Raw genomic sequence first — 21,969 nt, 5'->3', positions numbered from 1 at the left:
CACGGCCGGTGGCACTCGGGGCCTTACGCCAGGTCCGCCCGAGCTCGCCTGTCCTCGACGTGGAGGACGCCCAGTTCGGTGCCGTCCCGATGACGTTTGGACCGTCCGAGCACGCCGACGGCGATCTCCGACTGATCACGGGGCTCATCAGGGCCGACATAGGTGAGGATGTCGTTGTGATGCCCGGTGACAACCCACCCCTCGACGTCCTTGGGGTGGATCACCCCGAAGTCTCCTGCCGAGGATCCGGCACGCGCCGGGCCGAACTGCTTCAGTAGCTCGGTGGCCTGCTCAGCGAGCTCTCCGTCCGGAGCGGTCAGGACGACACACGTGCCGTGCTCGAACAGCACCCAGGACTTGCGGGGGTCGGCGAGAAGCCGCTGCCAGACGTCTACCAGTATCTCGGTGTCCACGGCGGTCATCATGCCGCAGAGCGCCGACACAGGGCCACGGTCACCCGGGACCTGACTGTGTGTACGCGACTCCTCGGCCTGTGCGCCCACCAGGCTCACCCCCGGTCCCGGCCCACGTTCGAGGACGCCGCGTCCCGGACGTCGGCGGCCGCGTCGGCGGGCAGGAGGTGACCTTCACGCACCGCGGAGGCGCCCGCCGCCGCGACCCGGGCGACATAGCGGGTGTGCGAGGGGTACAGCCGGTTCAGCTGTTCGCCGGTGAAGGGCAGGTGCGTCCCGAACAGCACGCAGAAGGTCTCCCCGGTGTTGTCCCCGGTGTTCAGGGCCGTGGGGGCCTCGACCTGCGGGAGTCTGATGCCGCCCCGGGCCAGCCCGTCGGCGTCCCGGGCCTTGGTACCGTCCGCGGCGAACTCCAGCGGCGGCGCGGCCGGAGGAAGCACACCGCGCTCGACCCAGCGTTCCAGGTGCGCGTAGGCGGCCGCGATCACGTGGTGCAGCGGCACGTCGCTGTACGGCGGCCTGTCGCAGGAGAACGTGGGCGCGGAACCGAGGTCACGGGTGAGCAGCGGTTCACGGTAGGCCTGGCCGAACCGGCCGGAGTGCGCGGCGCCGGCCACCTCCCAGCGCCGGTAGCCCTCGTCGTCGGCCCGCCGGACGGGGGCGCGGACATCGGTCTCCGAGAGCACGTGGAAGACCGGCTCGCCGCCCCTGCGGCCGGGTGCGGAGCCGACGACGAAGCCGTAGCCGTCGAACACCGGCTCGGTCTGCGGCAGTACGTGGTCGTAGTAGACCGTCATCCGGCCGGCCGACTGCGACGCGCCGATGCCCAGCAGCGTGCGCGCCCGGAGCGGGCCGAGCACCTTGCCCGTCCCCGCCCGCAGGGCGGCGGCCGCTTGCGCGTAGACGTCGTAGGACATCTCGTCGGCGGTGAAGCGTCCCTGGCCCGTCACGTCGAGCCCTCCGTAGCGGGCGGGGCTCCACTCGCGGAGCTGGTCCACACCGACGCGCTGGGCGGAGACGCCCACCCAGGCGTACCCGGCGCGCATGATCTGGTCGGGCGCCCAGAGAGCGTCCAGGTCGTAGCCACCGCTGACGTTCTGCCACTCCGTCAGCACCGTGCCGTTGAACCGGGCCGGGCTGCCCGGCCGCCGTACGACGACGCGGGTCGTGTACGGGACGTCGTCCGCGAGCCGTTCCCCGGTGGGTCCGTACGCATCGGCGTCGCCCGTCAGGTAGAACTCCTCCTCGACGTATCCCGCCCCGGCGAGACCGGGTGCGGAGAGCCAGGGGTAGGTGCCGGCCGGGTCCGCCGCCTTCGGGTCGCCGGGCACGGAACCGGCTACCGGGCCGTGCACCGCCGCCGGTGTCCCCGCCCGGGGCGCCGGGCCGGGAGTCCCCGCAGGGACCGCCGTCGCCGTCGCGCCCGCGCCCGCGCCCGCGCCCGCGCCCAGAAGAACGGTGGCCAGGGAGACCGCTGCCAGCCGTAAGGGTGTGCGCCACAGGACCATGAGTGTGCCTCTCTCCCGGCGGCGGGCCGTGCGCCCGCCCTCACCCACGACGGTCCCGGCAAGTCGGCGGCCACGCACCGGCGAAACCACCGGCCACGTGGCGCGGCAGACGGTCGTCGAAGCCAGGGCGGTCGGCGACGGGCAGCGGGAACCGGACAGCGGGGCCAGTTGCTCTCGCGCCGGGCGCCCGGGCTACGACGAGCGGCCGTCGAGTGGCACGACGACCTGGACCAGAAGGCGTTGGGCGGCATGTACCGGCAGATCTTCGAAACGGTCATGGCCTCTGGTGGCCCGCCGGACGCGGCCACAATGGCAGACATCGCGGGGCGGGGAAGGGAGACACTCGCCGTGGACGAGCCAAGGCGCCCTGGGCTTTGTGATGACCATGCGCATCCGGGTCCGGGTTCCGGACCTGAGAGGTGAGGCGTCGGGCGATGAGGAACGATCAGGAATCGGCTCCTGCCCCTGGCCCGAGATCAACCTGTTCGCCGACATCCGTTCGATCCCGATTCACCCGCGGTCGTCCCCGCCGCAATCGGCGGCCGCAGGTGTGACACCGGTAGCGGTCCACCCCGCGAGCGCCCCGAGCAGTCGGAGTGGATCGGCCCGGCAACCGGCCGGGCCGAAGGTCGCCCTCGACCGGCCGGTCGCCGTCCACACCCCGCCGGCGAAGGGCACCCGACGCCGCGCGTGCACCTGCACTCGGCCGGGTCACCTCAGGGCGTACGCCGCCGGGTTCTCCATCACCTCGTACATCACCCGGGCCGCCGCGCCCCGCGCCGCGTCGCCGGAGACGGAGGACGCCCGCAGCCGGCTGCCGTTCTCGTGCCAGCGGCCGGAGACGACCCGGGCCGTGAGCTGGGCGTCGGCGGACTTCTCCAGCCAGGGGATCAGGGTGCGGTACAGCCCGCCGAGGACGACCGCCTCCGGGTCGAACAGGTTGACCGCGCCGGCCAGGACCACGCCGAGTCGGTCCCCCGCCTCGCTCAGCGCCGACACGACCCGCTCCTGGCCGGCCGCGGCGCGCTGTTCCAGCTCGGCGATCCCGCGCACCCCGGTGTCCGGGTCGATGCCGGCCGCCCGCAGGAGGGCTGCGCGGCCTGCGTACTGCTCCAGGCAGCCGTGCGCGCCGCACCGGCAGAGCGGGCCCCGCGGGTCGACGACGACGTGGCCGATCTCGCCGGCGAAGCCGTGGGCACCCCGCAGCATCTCGCCGTTCACCACGAGCGCGCCGCCCACGCCGATCTCACCCGTGACGTAGAGGAAGGTGCGTACGCCACCGAGACCGCCGAACCACAGCTCGGCCAGGGCCGCCAGGTTGGCCTCGTTGTCGGAGCCGACGGCCAGGGCCCGCCCGGCGGGGCGCAGGGTGCTCAGCGCCTGCCCGAAGATGCCCTCGGCCGCGACCCTGCTCCAGCCGAGGTTGGGTGCCTGTCGGACGACGCCGCCGGAGACCAGGCCGGGCAGTGCCAACTCCACGCCGACCACCCGTAGTTCCTGTTCCTGGGTGGAGGCGATGACGCGGTTGGTGAGCCGGGCCGCGTGGGCCAGGACGTCGGCGGGCGGGACGTCGCGGTGGTCGGTGTGCTCGGTGACGCGGACACGGTCGGTGCCGGTGAGGTCGACGGCGCAGACGGAGACGTAGTCGATGTTGATCTCCACGCCGAGTCCGGCGGGGCCCGTCCGCGCGAGCTTCAGGACGGTGCCGGGGCGTCCGGCGGATCCGCTGGAGGTCTTGCCGGACTCACTGAGGCAGCCGACGGCGAGGAGTTCCTCGACGAGGGAGGAGACGGCTGCCCTGGTGAGCCCCACGAGGCTCGCCACCCTGGCCCGGGTGACCTCACCCTCGTCACGGACGGTCCGCAGGACCAGGCTGAGGTTGTGACGCCGCACGGACTCGTGCCCGGCCTTGGCCGCGGGAGAGGCGAGATTGTTCTTCATCAGACCCTCGAGCCTAACGGCGAAGGGCCGCACCCCATGGGTGCGGCCCTTACTGCCTACCGGATCCGTCAGCTGCGGATCAGGCTGCGGAGCACGTACTGCAGGATGCCGCCGTTGCGGTAGTAGTCCGCCTCGCCGGGGGTGTCGATGCGGACGACGCCGTCGAACTCGACGCCCGTGTCGGTGGTGACCTTGACCGTGCGCGGCGTGGTGCCGTCGTTCAGCTCGGTCACGCCGGTGAAGGAGAAGGTCTCCTCGCCGGTGAGGCCGAGGGACTCGGCGGTCTGCCCCTCCGGGAACTGGAGCGGGAGGACGCCCATGCCGATGAGGTTCGAGCGGTGGATGCGCTCGTAGGACTCGGCGATGACGGCCTTGACGCCCAGGAGCGCGGTGCCCTTGGCTGCCCAGTCGCGGGACGAGCCGGAGCCGTACTCCTTGCCCGCCAGGATGACGAGCGGGGTGCCCGCGGCCTGGTAGTTCCGCGAGGCGTCGTAGATGAACGACACCGGGGCGTCGCTCTTCGTGAAGTCGCGGGTGAAGCCGCCCTCGGTGCCCGGCGCGATCTGGTTGCGCAGGCGGATGTTGGCGAACGTACCGCGGATCATGACCTCGTGGTTACCACGGCGCGAACCGTAGGAGTTGAAGTCACGGCGCTCGATGCCGTGCTCCGTGAGGTACTTGCCGGCCGGCGTGTCGGCCTTGATCGCACCGGCCGGGGAGATGTGGTCGGTGGTGACCGAGTCGCCGAGCTTGGCGAGCACCCGGGCGCCGGTGATGTCCTCGACCGGGGTCGTGTCCATCTGCATGCCCTCGAAGTACGGGGGCTTGCGCACGTAGGTGGACTCGGAGTCCCACTCGAAGGTGTTGCCGGTCGGGATCGGCAGCGCCTGCCACTGGGCGTCGCCCGCGAAGACGTCCTGGTAGGACTTGTTGAACATGTCCTCGCCGATGGAGTTGGCGACGACGTCGTTGACCTCGGCCTCGGAGGGCCAGATGTCCTCGAGGAAGACGGGCTTGCCGTCCTGGTCGACGCCGAGGGCCTCCTTGGTGATGTCGACCTTCATCGAACCGGCGATGGCGTACGCGACGACCAGCGGCGGGGACGCCAGGTAGTTCATCTTGACGTCGGGGTTGATCCGGCCCTCGAAGTTGCGGTTGCCGGAGAGCACCGAGGTGACGGCCAGGTCGTGGTCGTTGACGGCCTTGGAGACCTCGTCCGGGAGCGGGCCGGAGTTGCCGATGCAGGTGGTGCAGCCGTAGCCGACGAGGTTGAAGCCGACCTTGTCGAGGTACGGGGTCAGGCCCGCCTTGTCGAAGTAGTCGGTGACGACCTTCGAGCCCGGGGCGAGGGTGGTCTTGACCCACGGCTTGCGGGTCAGGCCCTTCTCGACGGCCTTCTTCGCCACGAGCGCCGCGGCGACCATGACGTACGGGTTCGAGGTGTTGGTGCACGAGGTGATCGCGGCGACGGTGACGGCGCCGTGGTCCAGCTCGTACGTCGTGCCGTCGGGGGCCGTGACGGTGACCGGGTTCGAGGGGACGCCGTTGGAGGCGGCCGGGGAGTCGGAGGCCGGGAAGGACTCCTTGCCCGCCTCCTCGTCGTCCGAGACGTAGTTGCGCACGTCCTGGGCGAACTGCGCCTTGGCGTTCGCGAGGACGATGCGGTCCTGCGGGCGCTTCGGGCCGGCGATGGAGGGGACGACCGTGGAGAGGTCGAGCTCCAGCTTCTCGGAGAAGTCGGGCTCGGCCGCCGGGTCGAGCCAGAGGCCCTGCTCCTTGGCGTACGCCTCGACGAGCGCCACCTGCTGGGCGTCGCGGCCGGTCAGACGCAGGTACTTCAGCGTCTCGTCGTCGATCGGGAAGATCGCGGCGGTGGAGCCGAACTCGGGCGACATGTTGCCGATGGTGGCGCGGTTCGCGAGGGAGGTGGCGGCGACGCCCTCACCGTAGAACTCGACGAACTTGCCGACGACGCCGTGCTTGCGGAGCATCTCGGTGATGGTCAGCACGAGGTCGGTGGCGGTGGTGCCGGCCGGGAGCTCGCCGGTCAGCTTGAAGCCGACGACGCGCGGGATGAGCATGGAGACCGGCTGGCCGAGCATCGCCGCCTCGGCCTCGATGCCGCCGACGCCCCAGCCCAGCACACCGAGGCCGTTGACCATGGTGGTGTGCGAGTCGGTGCCGACGAGGGTGTCGGGGTAGGCCTGGCCACCGCGGACCATGACCGTGCGGGCCAGGTGCTCGATGTTGACCTGGTGGACGATGCCGGTGCCCGGGGGGACGACCTTGAACTCGTCGAAGGCGGTCTGGCCCCAGCGCAGGAACTGGTAGCGCTCCTTGTTGCGGCCGTACTCCAGCTCGACGTTCTGCGCGAACGCGTCGTTGGTGCCGAACTTGTCGGCGATGACGGAGTGGTCGATGACCAGCTCGGCCGGGGCCAGCGGGTTGATCTTCGCCGGGTCACCGCCGAGCTCCTTGACGGCCTCACGCATGGTGGCGAGGTCCACGACGCACGGAACACCCGTGAAGTCCTGCATGATCACGCGAGCCGGAGTGAACTGGATCTCCTGGCTGGGCTGAGCCTGCGAGTCCCATCCACCCAGCGCCCGGATGTGGTCGGCGGTGATGTTCGCGCCGTCCTCGGTGCGGAGCAGGTTCTCCAGCAGCACCTTCAGGCTGTAAGGGAGGCGCGCGGAGCCCTCGACCTTGTCCAGCTTGAAGATCTCGTACGACTCGTCGCCCACGCGCAGCGTGCTGCGGGCGTCGAAGCTGTTCGCCGACACGACAGTCTCCTTCTTCAATGTGCGCGTTCAACCGCGCCGCGCCTCATGTGCGGCCGGCGCCGCCTGCGGCCCCCACCATCCGCTAAGGTAAGGATTAGTTAGGTAACCCTTACCGAGCGGCGGCTGCGGTGCGCTTCGGCAGATATCTCGATGTCGAGATAACTCTAGTACATCGCCGCCGCGCGGTCATGCCCGGGAGTCCGTGTCCGGTGCCACTCCGCGATGACGCACGGCCACGAACCAGGTCCGGACGGATCCCGTCCGGATCCGGAGGGGCCGTCCTCGGCGGTGCGGGCGGACCGGTGCGCCCGAGCGTGACGCGTGATCACCGTGCGCAGCACTCCCCGGTGCCCGGAGAGGCAGCGGCTCACCGACCACCCTCCGCCCAGAGAAGGCTCGCATGTTGTTCACCACCACCTCCGAGGCCGTGCGGGCGTGGGTCCACGGCTGGGCCCTCTCGCGCGGCGCCGGCGAACCGAGCTCGAAGCCCTGGGGCTTCACGGTGACGATCGGACTCCCCGGCCACCCCGTGAGCCACATCCTGCCCTCCGCGGACGAGGCGAACGTACGGGCGCTCACCGCGAGCGCCACCGTCCCCGGCGTCAGGCTCAAGGCATTCGTGCCGGCCGAGTCGCTCGCCTCCTGGATCGCGCCGGGCTGGGCCCTCACCGGCACGCCCGGTTTCCTCATGTCCACCGCCTTGCGTCACGACGCCGTCCGCACACCACCGCCGCTCCCCACTGGTTACCGGCTCCGTACCTGGACCCGCTCCGGCGTCGCCCACGCACGGGTGCACGACCCCGACGGCACCACCGCCGCACACGGCCAGGTCTCGATCGACGGCACCGCGGCCGTCGTCGACAGGGTCGAGACCCACCCGGCCCACCGGCGCCGCGGGCTCGGCCGCGCGGTCATGAACACCCTCACCGGAACCGCCGCCGAACGGGGCGCCACGGTGGGCCTGCTGGCGTCGACGACGGCGGGCCGCGCCCTGTACGAGGCGACGGGGTGGCGCGTGGCGGCGCCGCTGACCAACGCCCTGCGGGGGCCGGACCCGGGCCGGGAAGCCCGGGCCGGGCATTCGTCGGCCAGCGCCGCCGCCGCCTTGAACGCATCCTCGGAGCAGTAGAAGAGGTGCTCCAGGCCGACCCAGGAACGGACGCGGCCGCCGGGAGCCGTTGCGGATCAGCGTGCGGGGGTGACGGGAGCTCATGCGTCGGCCCCCGTCCAGAAGCCCTCGTGGACGGCCGCGGCGGCGGCGTGCAGGTACGGTCCGGAGACCTCGACGGTGCGCTGTCCCGCGGCGAGGACGGTACGGCAGGGCAGGGCCATGGTCGGGTTCTCCTCGTCGGCGCCGGGCAGAGCGAGGAGCTCGTCCTCGCCGAGGGCGTGCGCGTCCGGGTCCTGGCAGCGGTGCGCGGAGCACCTGCACGTCCACGTCAACACCCTGCGCTACCGCCTCCAGCGCGTCGAACAGCTCACGGGGCACAGCCTGGCCACCCTGCACGACCGGGTGGACTTCGTCCTGGCGCTCGGCATCAGGTGAGCAGACCAGCCTGACCGTGTCACGCTCCGGCTCCCCCGGCACGGCGGAGCCGGCGACTTCAGGAGATCTTCGTCCTGCCCCCGCGTGATCCGCCGTCCCACCCATCCGGCCACCGAGTCCCGGTCAACTCAACCGCGAACCGCGCGACTTCGCCTCGCCGAGCACCCCATCCACGGCCGACGGAGGTCCGGTGGGACCACCATGGAGCCCCCCGCGGGCCGCCTCACCGCCCGACGGGACAGCTGACCGAAACGTGAACAGGGGTGGTCCCGACCCTCAGTGCGAAGTCAATCTCCACCGGTCGGCATCGAAACGGCGGAATTCTCCGCCGCATGTCGTGCCCCTCGCCCCCCGGAGACCCGGCGTTCCTCATCCATGCCCCATGCCCCGACATCTACCCAGCGGTGAGTCTCACTCCTCGGAGGTACGTGTTGTCGCCTCGTCCTGCACGCACGGCCTGACGCACCTGCTCGACGCACTCCCCTGCGAGGCACGCGGACGGTACGCGCCGATGGAGTACACGGACAGCGTGCGGTTCGCCGTGGACACGCTGCTGCCCCGTCTCCCCGAGCCGCGCAGGCTGGCCTCCCTGGCGCTGCACCCGACGTGCTCGACCGTCCACCTGGGGAGCGGCGACGCCCTGGTCGCGCCCGGCCGGGCGGTCGCCGACACCGCGGACGTGCCCGACAGCTGGGGCTGATGCGCCTTCGCCGGTGGCCGCGGGCTGCTGCACCCCGAACTGAGCGCCTCGGCCACCGCCGCCCAGGCGGCGGAGGTCGTGGCCGGACAGTACGCGGCGCACGCCTCGTGCAACCGGACCTGCGAGATGGGGATGACCCGGGCGACGGGCCCGCCCCTACCGCCATGCCCTGGAGCTGCTGGAGGAGGCGGCCCGGCCGAGGGTGTGACGCCGGGGCGTGACGCCGGACGCCGGACACGCATGAGCGGGCCGCTTCGGGATACCCGCACCCGTGACAGAGGAGGCACAGATGCCGCTCACATTCCGCAAGAGCTTCCAGATCCTTCCGGGCGTCCGGCTGAACATCAACCGCCGCTCGTGGTCCGTCACGACGGGTGGACGGCACGGCCCGAAGCGCACCCACAGCAGCACCGGCCGGCGCACCACGTCCATGGACCTGCCGGGGCCCTTCGGCTGGCGGAAGACGACGCGTCGCCGCCGGAGCTGAGCCCACCCGTTCGGCGCAGTCCGGCACGCCGGGCCGTGGGGCACGTCCGATGCTCGAATCGGGCGCCCGCCCTGCGGTCCGGCACACGACGGTCACCCGAACCGCACACCCCACCGCGATCTTCATCTCATATCTGAGATAGCGTGCAGGCATGGAAGACGACTACCTCGCACGCATCGGCAAGCTCATCCGTGACGCCCGCCAGCACCGTGGCTGGACACAGAGTCAGCTCGCCGAGGCGCTCGCCACGAGCCAGAGCGCCGTCAACCGCATCGAGCGCGGCAACCAGAACATCAGCCTTGAGATGATCGCCCGTATCGGTGAAGCCCTCGACAGCGAGATCGTGTCGCTCGGGTATTCGGGCCCCATGCATCTGCGGGTGGTCGGCGGGCGCCGGCTCTCCGGCTCCATCGACGTCAAGACGAGCAAGAACGCCTGCGTCGCGCTGCTCTGCGGCTCCCTGCTCAACAAGGGCCGCACCGTCCTGCGCCGGGTCGCCCGTATCGAGGAGGTCTTCCGGCTGCTGGAGGTCCTCAACTCCATCGGTGTCCGCACCCGCTGGATCAACGACGGCGTCGACCTCGAGATCCTGCCGCCCGCCCAGCTGGAGCTGGAGGCCATCGATGCGGACGCCGCGCGCCGGACCCGCTCCATCATCATGTTCCTCGGCCCGCTGCTGCACCGGCTGGACCGCTTCACCCTGCCGTATGCCGGCGGCTGCGACCTCGGCACGCGCACGATCGAGCCGCACATGATCGCCTTGCGCCGCTTCGGCCTGGAGATCGCGGCGACCGACGGGCTCTACCACGCACAGGTCGACCGCGGGATCAGGCCCGGCCGCCCCATCGTCCTGACCGAACGCGGCGACACGGTGACCGAGAACGCCCTGCTGGCCGCCGCCCGCCACGACGGCACGACGGTCATCCGCAACGCGTCCTCCAACTACATGGTCCAGGACCTGTGCTTCTTCCTGGAGGCGCTCGGCGTACGCGTCGACGGCGTCGGCACGACGACCCTGACGGTGCACGGGGTGCCGGAGATCGACGTGGACGTCGACTACTCCCCCTCCGAGGACCCGGTCGAGGCGATGAGCCTGCTGGCCGCCGCCGTGGTGACGGAGTCCGAGCTGACGATCCGTCGCGTCCCGATCGAATTCCTGGAGATCGAGCTCGCGGTCCTGGAGGAGATGGGCGTCGACTGCGACCGCACGGCGGAGTACGCCGCCGACAACGGCCGCACCCGGCTGGTGGACCTGACGGTCCGGCCCTCCAAACTCGAGGCACCCATCGACAAGATCCACCCGATGCCCTTCCCGGGCCTGAACATCGACAACGTGCCGTTCTTCGCGGCGATCGCCGCCTCCGCGCACGGCCAGACCCTGATCCACGACTGGGTCTACGACAACCGCGCCATCTACCTCACCGACCTCAACCGCCTGGGCGGCCGGCTCCAGCTCCTGGACCCGCACCGCGTCCTGGTCGAGGGCCCGACCCGCTGGCGCGCCGCCGAGATGATGTGCCCGCCTGCCCTGCGCCCGGCCGTGGTCGTGCTGCTGGCGATGATGGCGGCCGAGGGCACGTCGGTGCTGCGCAACGTCTACGTCATCAACCGCGGCTACGAGGAGCTGGCGGAGCGGCTGAACTCGGTGGGGGCGCAGATCGAGATCTTCCGGGACATCTGACGGGCGGGGTGTTGTGCCCCTTGGAGGCAAGGGGCACGGCACCTAAACATGCCAGCTGACCTGCGGATACCTACCTTCACAGCCCTCCACTGATCACTGTTGTTTTTCAGCACCTTGTGCAACGCACGTGCAAGATGATCTTGAATGATTGACGGTACGTCAGGGAAGCCTGAGTACCCGTCAGCCTTCACGGAGGGTTGTCGCCGAAGTGGCCTCGCAACGTCCGATGTCGGCCGTGTCACGCCCACCACGTCTGGTCGACGAGGTGAACCGCCATCTGCCCCGACGTCTCCGGCCTCGCGAGCCTGGGTCCGGCCGCGCATCCGAGTCCTCCGGCTGACCACCAAGCCACGCAGAAGAGGACCCGCACACGCGGGTGCGGGTCCTCTGCCGTAGACGGGCGCCGTGTCAGCAACGGACCTGCGCTGATGAAGCGACCGTTGGCCTGGTCGTACTCCCGCGCGGCGATGTGCGTCAGTCCGGTGGGGGTGTCGATGCCGGCACCGGGCCTTGACCCGGTCAATGCCGCCAATCTCTCACGTTGCCACGATCCCCGTCGGTGTCGATGGTGAGACGCGTGAGGCTCTTGGCCCCGTCCCCCACGATCAGGTGTCGTACGGCTGCGCCCCCGCGAGTCCCGTTCTGGTGTCGGTTGCAAGGACGCGGCCGCCGAGGCGGATGTGCTGGATCTGCTTGGTGATGCCGTCGGCCATGGCGACGGGCATTTCGGGGTGCAAGCCACTCCTACGAGCCCGACTCACCGACCAGGCCGAGGGTTTCACCCGGCCGGACGGTGAGGTCGACGCCCTTGAGGACTTCGGTGTCCGGGGCGCGCCATCCCTTGCCGGGGAAGGAGACCCGCAGGTCCCGAACGGCGAGCAGGTCGTCCGTCGGACCGGCGTTTTCCTGGGTGCTCATGCGGTGGCGGTCCTTGCTGCTCGGTGTTGCCAGGGGGCGCGGGTGGGGGCATCGTCGAGTACGGCATCGAGCAGGCGCAGCAGGCCGAGCACCTCCGCCTGGACCCGTACGTCGAGTGCGGTGGTCGGTTCGTCCGCGATCAGGAGTTCGGAGTCGCAGGACATCGCGCCAGCGATGAGGACGCGCTGGGCCATGCCACCGGAGATCTCGTGCGGGTAGAGGCGCAGGGTGCGTTCCGGCTCGGGAATCTCCACGAGGCGCAGGAGTTCCAGGGCACGGGCGGTGGCTTCCTTGCGGGTGAGCCCGAGGTGGTGGCGGAGGGGTTCCATGAGCTGGCTGCCGATGGTGAACGCGGGGTCGAGATTGCTCATGGGTTCCTGCGGGGCGTACCCGACGGTCTTGCCGCGCAGGGCGCGGTGGTCGCGTTCGCTCATGCCGACCGCCTCCCGGCCATTGACCGTGATGCTGCCGTGCGTGGCGCGGCCGCTCTCGGGCAGGATGCCGAGGATCGAGAACGCGGTCTGGCTCTTGCCCGAGCCGGATTCGCCGACGAGTCCGACGATTTGTGCCGTCGGGCTGTGCGTAGGCGACGGCGAGGCTGCGCACGGAGAGAAGAGCCCCACGGGGCGTTTCCGGCCAGGCGGAAACCTCCGGGACTGCGGCCGCCGCAGGGGCGGGCGCCTGCGGCGGGCGGACCGCGGTCGGGGGATGTTCCTCCAGCGCGTCCCGCACGGCCCCGGCCATGAGAACGAGCGCGCAGTTGGTGAGGGCGAGCCCCGGCCACAGGATGAGCAGGGGTGCGTGCTGGATGTTCTGGAACGCCTCGTTGAGCATGGCGCCCCAGGTGGCCGTCGATCCGCTGCCGACGCCAAGGAATTCGAGACCGGCCTGGAGTGCAATGGCGATGGCGGCGACGAGCGCCACCTGGATGATGATGGGGCCGCGCACGACGGTCAGTACGTGCCGGGCGACGATTCGGGCGTCGGACAGCCCCGAGACCTTCGCGGCGTCCACGTACAGCTCGCCCCGCACGTTGGCGACGATGCCGCGCATCAGGCGGAAGAAGTTGGGTGCCACCAGGACGCCGAGCACGGTCATCAGGACCCAGACGTTGGGGCCGAGGATGACGCGGGAGGCCAGCAGGACGACCATGGCGGGCAGCGCCATGACGAGATTGACGGCACAGTTGGCGACGGAGTCGAACCGGCCGCCGCCCCCGGCGGGCCGCCGAGCGTGACCTGCTCGGGCGGGCGCGGGTGCACCGCCCCCGTCCCCTTCGACAGCACGGCGCGAGCACGGGTGTGGGACTGGGACGACCTGCCCGAGCTGATCGCCGCGCTCGGCGTAGACATCACCGCAGCGGCGTAGGCGTAGGTGGGGGGCCCCGATCACCGGCCCCCCACCATCACGACTTGATAACACTGTGGCCAATCCGACCCCGCCGCTCCCCAGTTGGCGCGAAAATTCACCACAGAGCAGGACCTTCAGATCTTACTTGACCTTACATTATTTAGTTTGACTAAGTAAATCTTTAGGTCTGTACTCGTGCGTGAACTTCCTGGAGGGATGAATTAAATGAAGAACCATTGGGGGCGGGTAATTCGCGAGGCGCTCCAAAGCGGCGACGGCACACTGCGGCTCGTCTTCCTGCTGGGCGCCGGCGTCTTCGCCGCCGCGACGGCCGTAGCACTGCTGATCGCCGCACGGGTCACCGGATTGCTCTAGGTGCGACCACGCCGAGCGGGCAATGCTGCATCACATGCGTGAGGTAACAACGTTATTGCGCCGTGATCTGCGGCAGGCGGCGCGTCCTGCACAGCACGCCAGAGATCACTTGCGTCGTTATTGTTACGTGACCCAATGTGGGTGGATCCTCCGGCGTGCCCGGAAACAATCCGCTGATCTTCGCCCCGCCACCATCCCCCGGTGGCGGGGCGTTCGCGCGCCCGGGAGGTGACCCCGTGGCCGACCCGATCACCGACGCCGACCGCGAGACGGTCCGCCGCCTGCACGTCGAGGGCAAGTCCCGAAACCAGATCGCCCGGGAGACCGGCCGCAGCGCCGTCACCGTCTCGAAGCGCCGCCGAGCTCGGCCTCGCATTCAGCGGCGGGGCGCTCGTCGCCGCAGCCACCGAGGCGCGACGACAGCGATCATCCTCGGTCGCGTCGTCCACCTCGTGGGCGCGAGCGACGCTCGGGCCGAGGGCCGACTGCGAGGTCTGACCGCCTCGCTCGCCTACTGCGACGAGATCACTGGGTTGCCAACAGCCGCTCCGGCTGATCGACGTGAGGCTCAAGATCTGACGGTCGACGCGCACATGTACGACCCAGGGGCCTTGTGATGTCATGGACTCGTTCCGAAGAGCTCCTAACACGATCATGATCGGGCCTTCTTGAGTGGTCTCCAGCAGATCAAGCCGCAGGCGAGGGAGACGAAGGCGTCGTGGAGTTCGGTCCGGCGCTCCCATCGGACAGCGAGGCGCTTGAAGTGGTGGAGCAGGGCAATGGTCTGCTCGACGACGTAGCGGAGCTTGCCCAGGCCCTTGATGTTCGGTGATCCCTTGCGCGAGATGGCGGGCAGGATCCGTCGGTGACGCAGCTCGTCGCGGTTGGGGTTGGAGTCGTAGCCCTTGTCGCCGAGCAGGACTGTCGGTCGTCGCCGGTGCCGGCCGGGGCGGCCCGCGACGGGCGGGATGCCGTCGACCAGGGCAAGAGTCTCAGTGACGTCGTTGACGTTGGCCGCGGTGGTGATGACTTTGAGTGGGGTGCCGCGTCCGTCGCAGATCAGGTGGTGTTTGCTGCCCGTCTTCCGCCAGTCGACCGGCGACGGACCGGTGTCGGGTCCCCCTTTTTTTGGCGCGGATGTGGGAGCCATCCACGCACGCGCGTGACCAGTCGAGTTTGCCCGCCGCGTTCAGTTCGGCGAGCAGGATCCGGTGCAGCCGGTCGAAGACCCCTGTCTTCTGCCATCGGTCCAGGCGACGCCAGCACGTCTTCCCTGAGCCGAACCCCAGCTCCAGCGGCAGCAGTTGCCAGGCGATGTCGTTGCAGAGGACGAACAAGATGCCCTGCAGACAGAGCCGGTCCGACACCGGCCGAGGCCCCGGTGACCGCTCCGGCCACGGCGGCAGCAACGGCTCGATCAACGCCACAACTCATCGTCCACGATCCACGGTCGAGTACCCACACCCTCACGAACGGCCGAATCGTCACACCGGTAACGCCCAACCAGGACACTTCAACAAGATCGCGTTACGAGCTCTATGCCGTTGCGGAGACCACTGAGCGCTCACTGAGCTCTTCTCATCCTGGGCCGTGGGGGTGATGACGGTTGCAGGGCGGGGTCTGTGACGAGGCGAAGCTCCATGGTCGTTGCGGTGGTGTTCTCTACGCACCCACGCTTCGCCCGAGGAGCCTCGTTGGTCCCGTATCGTGCCATGCTCGACGCCCCGCACGAGGTCGTACGTCTCCTGGCTCATCCACGCCCGAAGGCGTGAACTGAACTCCCGCCAGCGACGACTGGGTTGCTTCCAGCAGGCCCTGCTCACCCTGGCCCACCTGCGCAATGCGCACCCCCTACAAGGGGCGTGAACTGCCCAAGCAGTACAAACAGTTCAACAAGGACCATGCCCGCCTGCGGGCGCCGGGCGAGCGCGCCTTCGCCCGCCTCAAACAATGGCGGATCTTCCAAGGGCCCGATGCAGCACCAACCGGATCGGCCGCACCCGCATCTGGCCCGCGAGGAGCTCAAGGCCCGCTCCCGGCTTTTGCCGCGGCGACCCGCGCCCGCGACACCCTGCGCATCAGTTGGCACGGGAAGCCGAGCCCGTACCTGCCCGGGCAGCGGCCGCCGCGCCGCGAGCAGCACGCCATCGAAACCCTCAATGTGACTGACGTCACTGCAACCTGGACGGTCTCCGAAATGTCGTTCATCGGGGTGGATGTGGTGTGCGACCGGGGAGGGGTGACAAGGGCGCTATGGGAACGACGCGTGCCGAGGCCATGGCCGCTTGGCAAGAGGGCAAGGAGACCAGGCGACAGGCAGCCCGGGAGGCCGGGCAGGGGGACCGTCCCTCAGGTTTCCGCGTGCGCGCCTGGCGTCGGGCCGGGGTGTTCGGCGCCGAGGCGGTCCAGCGGGTGGAGCGCCTCCTAACCGATTTGTTGAAGGCAGTTCCGGGCGATTCCGACGCTGATGCCACGGTGGCTGCCGCACGGGTCGTCGTACGGACAAATCTCGAAGGTGAACCGACTCCTCAACTGGTCGGAGCCGTCCACGCCCTGCTCTGTGAGGCATCACCCGAGCACGTCGCGCAGACCCTGCTCGCCATCCATGCGGCGCATCTGCCTTGGCTTTCACCGCTGGGTACGCAGCGGTTGGAGGCTCTCGTCGACCCGTCCTGCCCGCCGCTGGCTGTAGCCGTGCGCCCCTCTCTGAGCGAGGATCCGGCGGGTGCGTTCGCGCTGCACGCGGCACTGTGCTCCGGCGACCTCGGTGAACTCAGCGACCGGACAATGCAGCGGATCGTTCACTGGGCACCCCTGGCCGTTCTCGACGAACTCATCGACCTGGGGCGGGTGACAGCCGCTTATGCGCCTTGGCGATACCGCCCCGACGCCGATGACGACGAGCGCGCCTACCTCAGGGCCAGGCTCGAGCCGGAAGCAGTCGAGGAGATGCAGGCGCGGGCGCTGGGCTGGAGGGAGGCGGTCGAACATCACGCCTTTCTCGCGGGTCGGGTCGAGGAACTCACACCGGGCGGATGCTACGACCTGCTGCGCCGGGCCGGCGAGGGCGACAGCGCCGTGCTGGATGAGCTTGAGGCGAATCTCACACGCGACGCAGTGCTCGAACTGCGTGCCGTCAAGGGGGGTGCCTTGAGCGGAAATTGGCCGACGCGAATGCTGCAGGACCGATCGCTGTGGCGCTTGCTCGCCGCTCTGTGGGAGCCCTCCGTGCCGATCAACCCGGCGCGCGGACCGTTCTACGCGTACCGGGCACTGTGCTATGCCCACACGCTCATCCTGAGGAGAGACTTCACCAAGGCGGCAGCCCAACTCGAGCGGTTCCAGGACGTCGAGGTGGCTGCTGAGATGAAGCGCGAGATCAACACCATGCACGCCTACGTTGCCCTGCAAGGCGATGACCTGGGACGCTGCGTAGAGCTGCTGGCTTCGGTGGGTGAGGACTTCCCCGCAGGGCGCGCCAACCGGGACCTCATCCTCGCCCGCGTGTCGACTCTACGCAACGAACGACAGCATCCGAGCAATCCGTATCTCGAACTGGGCCTGCCCCACTACCATCCAGACTGGAAGAGCCGCTACCGGGAGTTGCGCCGAGCAAGCCGTCGACTCGCGGATGAATCGGCCGAGCGTGCGGAAGTCGCGCGACTCAACCGGGCAATGAAGCGCATCGAGGAGGCGACCCGCGCCGATGACTGGTCCGGCTTCTTCGTTCTGCCACTCGACCCCGGGGTACTGACCCCCTCGGCTGCCCCGCTGGCCGTCCTGGCGCCTGTGCTGCCGCCCCTGGTGCGCAGGACGGCATTGGATGATGCAGACGCACTGCGGACGGTCAGAGACCGGGCGCTTCCCGGCCTCCTTGACACCTTCCTCGCGGCGCCCCGGCGTCCGGACCACCAGATCTGATGTGAAAGGCACCATGAAGCAGCCGTCCAGCAAAGAGCATCGGCAACCCTCGGTGAAGGAACTCCGAGGGGGTGCACGGGGCAAGAGGCCGCGAGTGATCAACACGGAACTGCTCACCTACCAGCCGACTGAGCTCCTCAGCCCGGTCGCGATCCTGGAACGCTTTTCCGAGCGAGCCGGCGAGCTGATTGCGACACTGCCGGAAGATGGGCGGCCTGCGCAGGCCGCTGTGACGGCAGCCCTGCGGCAGGCGGTTCTGGAGGCTTTCCGCACCCGTGAGGAGCACCTGGCCCGAATCGTCGAGATGGACCTGGAAGCACGTGGCTCCGGTAATCGCCAGACTACGATTGCCTCGCGGGTATCGGTACGACGTGCACTGCTGGCCCTCGGAGCCGCTGTCGACGAAACAGGCGAAGTATCCGACCGGTTCGTCGTGGTCGAGGGAGAGGGCGAGTCCTTCGAGGTCCTCCGCCCCGCATATTTCGACCAGGCGACCGGAAAGCTGATTCTTGCCGGACAGCTCCGGCGTGTTCCCGCTCCTGCATCCGGCGAGGAGCCGGGCGCCAGACAGCCCGAAAGGGGTCCGCGGTGACCGCCACCGGAATCGACTTCGGCACCACCAACTCGGTGGTCGCCCAGTGGCACGGCGACGACGTTGAGGTGTTGCCACTCGACGCGCATCACATCGACGCTGACTGGCGCCACCCCGGCTTCGAGCACCTCTTCCCCTCCGTCGTCGGTGTTAGCTCGCTGCGCCGCGGACCGCTCTTCGGTTGGGAGGCCAAGGTGCGCTCCGAGGAAGCCGTCGAAGCATGCAAGCGGATGCTCAAGAGCGACGAGTACGTCACCGTACAGGGGCGCAGATTCGCCGCCACCACCGTGGCTGCTGGCGTCTTCGGCGCCATGCGGGAGGGTGCCCGAGAAAACCTCACAGAGATCGACCGAGCGGTCATCACCGTCCCTGCCAACGCCACCGGCGCCGCCCGCTACCGCACCCGCGCCGCCGCACGTTTCGCCGGAATCGACGTCCAGGCACTCCTCAACGAGCCCACCGCTGCCGCTATTTCGTACGTCCATGAAGCCAAGAAGGACTGCCAGCTCGTGGTCTTCGACTGGGGCGGCGGCACCATCGACGTCACCGTCCTCGACTACACGGACGGATTCTTCGAGGAGCGGGTTTCACGTGGAGTCACTGAACTCGGTGGCCTGGAGATCGACCGACGGCTGCGTGATCTGGTTCTTCAGCGCTCGCCCGCCCGAACGGAGTGGAGTACCGCGCAGCGGCGCCAGTTCCGGCTCGACATCGAACGCGGCAAGATCCTGCTCTCCTCCCAGCCGTCCGTGCGGATCCACACGCCCGATGGCAGGAGCGTCGAGGTGTTCCAACAGGAACTCGAGGAGGCCATCGGCGACTTGGTGGACCGGGCACTCGCCCCTCTCCAGCAGTGTCTCGATGAGCTACGCATGGCGCCATCGGACGTTGACGACATCCTGATGATCGGTGGGACCAGCCAGATCCCCAGCGTTCGCGCCGCAGTCGCCGAGGTCCTGCAGAACGATCCCGTGCCCACGGCTCTTTGCGACCCGCTGACCGAGGTGGCTCGCGGGGCGTCCATCGCTTCCGCGATCCTCGCCCGCGAAATCGAAGCGGAGATCACGGTGGCCAGCAGCCATGCGTTGGGCACCGTGGTCCATGATGCTTCGGGGCAGCGCAAGTTCAGCCAGGTCATCCCTCGTAACTCCCCGCTCCCCTGGAGTGAGCGGAAGAGCTATACGCCGAAGAAGGACAACATCCACCGGCTCTCACTGGAGATCTGGGAGGGCGACCCGGACAAGGACTTGGACGATCCGGACAACGTCAAACTTACCGAGCTCTCCCTCAAGTACCCTGAACGCCGCTCCCGCAAGGAGTCCAGCTTCCTGCTGGAATACACCTACGACACGGACGGCCTTCTCCATGTCAAGGCCATCCTGGAGCACACCGGTCAGACCGTGCTCGACGAGCCGGTGCGCAGCTTCGGGTCAGGCGGCCCCACTCCCGAGGTCCGTGAGGAACTCGAAAGCCTCCTCGCCCTGGCCCCGGCGCCAGCCGTCACGGCCGCCGTCCATCCTGCGGAAACCGGGCGTCCTGTGTCCGTCGTCCCCACCCCGCGCACCGGTGACGACGGTCCAACCACGCTCGTCGTCGATGGCTCGAACCTGGCCTGGATCGGCCACTCGCCACGTCGGATCGGGGTGTATGAAGAAGCCGACCGGCCCAGTTACGCCCAGCTCACCGCTGCGATCGAAGCCCTGAAGAAGAAGTTCTCCCGGGCCGATATCCACGTGGTGGTCGATGCCACCTTCCGCCATCGGGTCGCCCCCGAAGAACGGGACGCGGTCGTGGAGGCCCTCGCCAAGGGGGACCTCAGCCAGCCGCCCGCGGGCACCGAAGGGAAAGGTGACGCGCTCGTAGCCGCTATCGCCGACGAGTACGAGGGCGTCGTCGTCACCAACGACAACTTCGCGGAACTCCAGGACCGGCATACCTGGCTCACAGAGGAGGGCCGCGTCATCGGTGCGACCCTGACGAAAGGGGCATGGATCTTCATACCCCGCGTCTGCGTACCGCGCCGACCACGCGTCGGTCACAGGAGGAATGCGTGATCAGAAGCCACTGCGCGAGTGACTGGGGTGGGCTTTCGGCCTGGTGACGGAGGAGATCTCGCACCTCAGTGTGGCAGGACCGCTCAACTGTTAGGTCAAGGACCTCGGCGATCTGGCCGGTGGTCAGAAGGACGCCGAGGGTTGGCAGACGGGCGGCCTTGTTGCCCGCCAACATGCCTGGGTTCCGCGAGCGGCTCGCCGAGGTACCAGGCGAGCACCGGGTCGCGGTCGCGGCGTACGAGGCCGTCAGCGTCGCGGGTCCCGGCCGGGTAGCCAGGGGCGGGGTGCCATGGACGCGTAACGAGTCGGTGGCGCGACCTCCTCGGCGGTGACCCGCTCGGGGAGGTAGGCGAACGCCTCGCCGAGCAGCATCGCCGTCGGGCGTCATGGGCGGCGCCGAGCAGCTCTTACAGGAGCTTCCCGGCCTCGTCGACACCGTCACCCCCCAATGGAGAGCTGGCCGAGGAGGAGAGTTCGAGCGGCACGTGGCTGAGTTCTACTCCGGTGAGCTCAACGACTCGAAGAGCTGAGCCGCAGCCCGGGTGGGTCCTGAGGCGCCCCCGACGGCCCGAGGACTCAATGCTCCGGGTAGGTGAGCCGCACGCGCCCGATTCAGGGCAGGCGTCATCCCGTAGCCGTGCTACCTGCGTCTACGCCCCAGAGTCGGAAGTCCGCCGGACACCGTCCGGACGCTCGTTGACCTGTCAGGACGGGCACTCTCACAAGAGTCTCGGCTCCCGTCCTTCTTGGATTTCTGACGTTGCTCGGATTGCGCGAGGCGGCGCGCACGCATGAGGCATTGGCGCCAGCGGTCATCGGTGCACTCGTTGGCTGGCGGGTCCAGTCGAACGCGCCGCGGTCGCAGTCCCTTCATTCCTCTCCGCAGGCAAAGCCACGGGGGACCGCCCATCCCCAAGACGTAGACCTCGACTGGGCCCATTGCATCAGCGACTCGGAGAGGGCGGCCAGGTCGTCTGGATCAGCGCGAAACGTCAATCGGGTACGCACTGAGCCTTGGAAAGGTTCCAACGCGGCGCGAGTCACCTCGTCATTGACCACCTGGACCCAACTGTCCATCCCTGGCCAAACCACATTCCGTCGCTCTACACCCACGCTTCCAAGCATGACACAGGTCACATACCCCAACTAGGAGCCATATCTCAACCGAACATGATCGCGGCGTTCCCGCTGATCAGGAATGGTTTCAGCGGAGGACGGAGAGATCGCGCGTCCTGTTTCTCTTTGATCGTCGAGGGGCGCAGTCGCGTCGATGCTGGGATTACTGGAGGAGCGGGAGGCGGCTGCTCGTGCGCGGGCTGAGGACCTGCGGGAGGCGGCGGCGCTGGCGGCTGCGGTGCACTGGAGGCCGCCGCGTGCCATCGGCCGGCGACCTGCACCCCGCGCCGTCGCAACATCCACTGAAGGAAGATCTCCAGCACAGACAGCCTCTGAGCCGAAGATTCAGTTCTCGTACCGTTTGGCCATCAGCTTCTGGCCGCAACCTCCGAGCAGCGTGCCGCACCAGAAGACATCCGTCCCGTACTGGCGACGGAACTCGTCGAGATTGTGCGGCTCCTCGGGGAGGATGACGGGGCGGTCAGAACGCTCGACTACCAATAACGGCGGTCTGTACGAGCCGAGTGTCTGTCTGGGACACCTATGTTCCTCTGGCTGCGGTCTTCAGGGACGGGCGTCAAGAT

The 21,969-nt window shown here is 69.0% G+C and carries 18 protein-coding genes and 5 pseudogenes; 13 read left to right on the top strand and 10 right to left on the bottom strand.

Annotated elements, in window-relative coordinates; genetic code table 11:
- Positions 1 to 23: 23 nt before the first annotated feature.
- From B9S57_RS26900 to acnA, 4 genes are all read right to left on the bottom strand, one after another.
- Positions 24 to 422: a hypothetical protein gene (locus tag B9S57_RS26900; RefSeq protein ID WP_103759812.1), complete on the bottom strand. Its 399-nt coding sequence runs from the start codon at positions 420 to 422 to the stop codon at positions 24 to 26.
- Positions 423 to 508: 86 nt separating this feature from the next.
- Positions 509 to 1,768 (bottom strand): alpha/beta hydrolase domain-containing protein, encoded by a 1,260-nt coding sequence (locus B9S57_RS26895; RefSeq protein ID WP_219818596.1) that lies wholly within the window; start codon positions 1,766 to 1,768, stop codon positions 509 to 511.
- Positions 1,769 to 2,632: 864 nt separating this feature from the next.
- Positions 2,633 to 3,862 carry an ROK family protein gene (locus B9S57_RS26890; protein ID WP_103759806.1) on the bottom strand — a complete coding sequence of 410 codons (1,230 nt, stop codon included), beginning with the start codon at positions 3,860 to 3,862 and terminating at the stop codon, positions 2,633 to 2,635.
- 68 nt (positions 3,863 to 3,930) lie between these two features.
- The gene (gene acnA / locus B9S57_RS26885; RefSeq protein ID WP_103759805.1) at positions 3,931 to 6,645 is read right to left on the bottom strand and encodes an aconitate hydratase AcnA; all 2,715 of its coding nucleotides are present in this window, start codon (positions 6,643 to 6,645) and stop codon (positions 3,931 to 3,933) included.
- Positions 6,646 to 7,045: 400 nt separating this feature from the next.
- On the opposite strand from acnA, the gene B9S57_RS26880 reads away from it, so the two are divergent.
- Positions 7,046 to 7,774 (top strand): GNAT family N-acetyltransferase, encoded by a 729-nt coding sequence (locus tag B9S57_RS26880; protein ID WP_103759804.1) that lies wholly within the window; start codon positions 7,046 to 7,048, stop codon positions 7,772 to 7,774.
- A gap of 80 nt (positions 7,775 to 7,854) precedes the next feature.
- Here the strand turns inward: B9S57_RS26880 and B9S57_RS35875 are convergent, their stop codons facing one another.
- Positions 7,855 to 7,977: a hypothetical protein gene (locus B9S57_RS35875; protein WP_258036635.1), complete on the bottom strand. Its 123-nt coding sequence runs from the start codon at positions 7,975 to 7,977 to the stop codon at positions 7,855 to 7,857.
- On the opposite strand from B9S57_RS35875, the gene B9S57_RS26870 reads away from it, so the two are divergent.
- From B9S57_RS26870 to B9S57_RS26855, 4 genes are all read left to right on the top strand, one after another.
- The gene (locus tag B9S57_RS26870; RefSeq protein ID WP_103759810.1) at positions 7,976 to 8,191 is read left to right on the top strand and encodes a helix-turn-helix domain-containing protein; all 216 of its coding nucleotides are present in this window, start codon (positions 7,976 to 7,978) and stop codon (positions 8,189 to 8,191) included. The two genes, B9S57_RS35875 and B9S57_RS26870, sit on opposite strands and share 2 nt — an antisense overlap.
- 511 nt (positions 8,192 to 8,702) lie before the next feature.
- Complete coding sequence (locus B9S57_RS35870) at positions 8,703 to 8,891, top strand: hypothetical protein (RefSeq protein WP_103759803.1); 189 nt, start codon at positions 8,703 to 8,705, stop codon at positions 8,889 to 8,891.
- A 289-nt stretch (positions 8,892 to 9,180) separates the two neighbouring features.
- Positions 9,181 to 9,378, top strand: a complete 198-nt coding sequence (locus tag B9S57_RS26860; protein WP_103759802.1) for a DUF4236 domain-containing protein — start codon at positions 9,181 to 9,183, stop codon at positions 9,376 to 9,378.
- Between the two features lie 151 nt (positions 9,379 to 9,529).
- On the top strand, positions 9,530 to 11,059 hold the full coding sequence (locus B9S57_RS26855) for a UDP-N-acetylglucosamine 1-carboxyvinyltransferase (protein WP_103759801.1): 1,530 nt from the start codon (positions 9,530 to 9,532) through the stop codon (positions 11,057 to 11,059).
- 605 nt (positions 11,060 to 11,664) lie between these two features.
- On the opposite strand, the gene B9S57_RS35865 is transcribed toward B9S57_RS26855, so the two are convergent.
- From B9S57_RS35865 to B9S57_RS26850, 3 genes and pseudogenes are all read right to left on the bottom strand, one after another.
- The gene (locus B9S57_RS35865) at positions 11,665 to 11,796 is read right to left on the bottom strand and encodes a hypothetical protein (RefSeq protein ID WP_258036634.1); all 132 of its coding nucleotides are present in this window, start codon (positions 11,794 to 11,796) and stop codon (positions 11,665 to 11,667) included.
- A 7-nt stretch (positions 11,797 to 11,803) separates the two neighbouring features.
- Positions 11,804 to 11,977, bottom strand: a complete 174-nt coding sequence (locus B9S57_RS34655) for a hypothetical protein (protein WP_181011487.1) — start codon at positions 11,975 to 11,977, stop codon at positions 11,804 to 11,806.
- A pseudogene (locus tag B9S57_RS26850) lies at positions 11,974 to 13,240 on the bottom strand (ATP-binding cassette domain-containing protein); the annotation flags it as partial. The gene B9S57_RS34655 and the pseudogene B9S57_RS26850, both read right to left, overlap by 4 nt.
- 312 nt (positions 13,241 to 13,552) lie before the next feature.
- Here B9S57_RS26850 and B9S57_RS34650 point away from each other — a divergent pair.
- On the top strand, positions 13,553 to 13,702 hold the full coding sequence (locus B9S57_RS34650) for a hypothetical protein (protein WP_181011484.1): 150 nt from the start codon (positions 13,553 to 13,555) through the stop codon (positions 13,700 to 13,702).
- 236 nt (positions 13,703 to 13,938) lie between these two features.
- Positions 13,939 to 14,319, top strand: a complete 381-nt coding sequence (locus B9S57_RS35860; RefSeq protein ID WP_234460772.1) for a helix-turn-helix domain-containing protein — start codon at positions 13,939 to 13,941, stop codon at positions 14,317 to 14,319.
- A gap of 35 nt (positions 14,320 to 14,354) precedes the next feature.
- On the opposite strand, the pseudogene B9S57_RS36530 reads toward B9S57_RS35860, so the two are convergent.
- A pseudogene (locus tag B9S57_RS36530) lies at positions 14,355 to 15,146 on the bottom strand (IS5 family transposase).
- 314 nt (positions 15,147 to 15,460) lie between these two features.
- Between B9S57_RS36530 and B9S57_RS36525 the strand changes: the two are divergent.
- From B9S57_RS36525 to B9S57_RS26820, 6 genes and pseudogenes are all read left to right on the top strand, one after another.
- Positions 15,461 to 15,553, top strand: a pseudogene (locus B9S57_RS36525) (IS5/IS1182 family transposase); the annotation flags it as partial.
- Positions 15,543 to 15,697, top strand: a pseudogene (locus tag B9S57_RS36520) (transposase family protein); the annotation flags it as partial. The pseudogenes B9S57_RS36525 and B9S57_RS36520, both read left to right, overlap by 11 nt.
- A gap of 46 nt (positions 15,698 to 15,743) precedes the next feature.
- Positions 15,744 to 15,815 (top strand): annotated as a pseudogene (locus tag B9S57_RS36515) (DNA helicase); the annotation flags it as partial.
- Between the two features lie 248 nt (positions 15,816 to 16,063).
- Positions 16,064 to 17,623: a hypothetical protein gene (locus tag B9S57_RS26830; RefSeq protein WP_146057817.1), complete on the top strand. Its 1,560-nt coding sequence runs from the start codon at positions 16,064 to 16,066 to the stop codon at positions 17,621 to 17,623.
- A gap of 94 nt (positions 17,624 to 17,717) precedes the next feature.
- Positions 17,718 to 18,215, top strand: a complete 498-nt coding sequence (locus tag B9S57_RS34645) for a hypothetical protein (protein WP_181011483.1) — start codon at positions 17,718 to 17,720, stop codon at positions 18,213 to 18,215.
- Positions 18,212 to 20,269, top strand: coding sequence for an Hsp70 family protein (locus B9S57_RS26820; RefSeq protein ID WP_103759799.1), 2,058 nt, complete (start codon positions 18,212 to 18,214; stop codon positions 20,267 to 20,269). The genes B9S57_RS34645 and B9S57_RS26820 overlap by 4 nt, the downstream gene beginning before the upstream one ends.
- A gap of 1,461 nt (positions 20,270 to 21,730) precedes the next feature.
- Here B9S57_RS26820 and B9S57_RS34640 read toward each other — a convergent pair.
- Positions 21,731 to 21,886 (bottom strand): hypothetical protein, encoded by a 156-nt coding sequence (locus B9S57_RS34640; protein WP_181011482.1) that lies wholly within the window; start codon positions 21,884 to 21,886, stop codon positions 21,731 to 21,733.
- Between the last annotated feature and the right edge of the window lie 83 nt (positions 21,887 to 21,969).

Origin of the sequence: Streptomyces sp. SM10 (assembly GCF_002910915.1) — a bacterium.
In the GTDB taxonomy this organism is placed as follows: Bacteria; Actinomycetota; Actinomycetes; order Streptomycetales; family Streptomycetaceae; genus Streptomyces.
Note: the sequence above shows the minus strand (reverse complement) of the source record. Positions and strands in the feature narration are given on the sequence as shown.

Bases quoted from the DNA above. Each gene is read 5' to 3' on its own strand.
- B9S57_RS26860 (WP_103759802.1), top strand. From the start codon at position 9,181: ATGCCGCTCACATTCCGCAAGAGCTTCCAGATCCTTCCGGGCGTCCGG.
- B9S57_RS26855 (WP_103759801.1), top strand. From the start codon at position 9,530: ATGGAAGACGACTACCTCGCACGCATCGGCAAGCTCATCCGTGACGCC.
- B9S57_RS26870 (WP_103759810.1), top strand. From the start codon at position 7,976: ATGGTCGGGTTCTCCTCGTCGGCGCCGGGCAGAGCGAGGAGCTCGTCC.
- B9S57_RS26880 (WP_103759804.1), top strand. From the start codon at position 7,046: ATGTTGTTCACCACCACCTCCGAGGCCGTGCGGGCGTGGGTCCACGGC.
- B9S57_RS26890 (WP_103759806.1), bottom strand. From the start codon at position 3,862: ATGAAGAACAATCTCGCCTCTCCCGCGGCCAAGGCCGGGCACGAGTCC.
- B9S57_RS34655 (WP_181011487.1), bottom strand. From the start codon at position 11,977: ATGAGCACCCAGGAAAACGCCGGTCCGACGGACGACCTGCTCGCCGTT.
- B9S57_RS34650 (WP_181011484.1), top strand. From the start codon at position 13,553: ATGAAGAACCATTGGGGGCGGGTAATTCGCGAGGCGCTCCAAAGCGGC.
- B9S57_RS26900 (WP_103759812.1), bottom strand. From the start codon at position 422: ATGACCGCCGTGGACACCGAGATACTGGTAGACGTCTGGCAGCGGCTT.
- B9S57_RS35875 (WP_258036635.1), bottom strand. From the start codon at position 7,977: ATGGCCCTGCCCTGCCGTACCGTCCTCGCCGCGGGACAGCGCACCGTC.
- B9S57_RS35870 (WP_103759803.1), top strand. From the start codon at position 8,703: ATGGAGTACACGGACAGCGTGCGGTTCGCCGTGGACACGCTGCTGCCC.